The sequence below is a fragment of the Pseudomonas sp. MD195_PC81_125 genome (genome assembly GCF_014060985.1).
Lineage (GTDB): Bacteria > Pseudomonadota > Gammaproteobacteria > Pseudomonadales > Pseudomonadaceae > Aquipseudomonas > Aquipseudomonas parakoreensis.
The window spans coordinates 1-949 of record NZ_JABULD010000101.1 but is presented as its reverse complement, the minus strand read 5'-3'; the positions used below and the strand labels follow the sequence as shown (position 1 = coordinate 949).

The following is a 949-nucleotide window of genomic DNA, read 5'->3' as shown; positions in this document are numbered from 1 at the left end:
GCAGCAGGCCCAAAGTTGGGGGCCGCTTCGCGACCCAGCGGGAGCAAGCTCCCTCGCCACAGTTATTTACGGTGTGCCTGATGATAGGCGGCGTGCGGGGAGTTGGCAGGGGAGATTTCCGGCGTCTGCGCAGCTGAAACGATGCACTGCGCGGGCGGCATGGCTGAAAAAAAATGCGACCAACCGCCGCTCGGTTAGCCGTTTGTCTTCTATATACAGCCGTTGGACTGAATTTCTTGCTATAAACGCACTCCGATGACCGCCATGACGCCTGTGTCAGAGCTGTTTACGGGGCTTGTCGGACAAATTCCCGGTATTTACAGTTGCTGAGGCCTCAAACGGGCCTTAGACTGCCGCCCCTTCGTAAATTGAGTGCCGGGTGGCGTTTGCAATAAACGATGCCTTTTCGTCGACCGGACACGGTTCGCCGGAACGCTCCCTATTTCGCCTTAATGCACGTTTTTTTATAGAGATATCAATGACAAAGGACAAGTTGCTGGCCATGCCGGCAGATGACTACATGAATGCCGAGCAGCACGCTTTCTTCACTGAGCTGTTGCAGAACATGAAAGTCGAAACCCATGAGCGCATTGAGCAAAACCGTATCGCCATCGAAAGCCTGGACACTCCGGCCGACCCGGCGGACGCGGCTTCGGTTGAAGAAGAGCGCACCTGGCTGGTGAACGCGATCGATCGCGACCAGCGCATGCTGCCGCAACTGGAACAAGCCCTTGAGCGCATCAAGGAAGACAGTTTTGGCTGGTGCGACGACAGCGGCGAGGCCATCGGCCTGAAACGCCTGCTGATCAGCCCGACCACCAAATACTGCATCGAAGCTCAAGAGCGTCACGAGCAGATCGACAAGCACCAGCGTCAGGCCTGATTCCATGGCTGCCCCCTGAATCGGGGGCGCCTGCAAAAGATCGCAGCCTTCGGCAGCTCCCTACAC

General features: G+C 57.2%; 1 protein-coding gene. It reads left to right on the top strand.

The window, feature by feature from the left end:
- Positions 1-478: 478 nt before the first annotated feature.
- A complete protein-coding gene (locus tag HT737_RS04590; protein ID WP_003225981.1) occupies positions 479-883 on the top strand; it encodes a TraR/DksA family transcriptional regulator in 405 nt (134 codons plus the stop codon).
- Positions 884-949: the final 66 nt, after the last annotated feature.

Coding starts and splice junctions, on each gene's coding strand:
- HT737_RS04590 (WP_003225981.1), top strand. CDS start 479: ATGACAAAGGACAAGTTGCTGGCCATGCCGGCAGATGACTACATGAAT.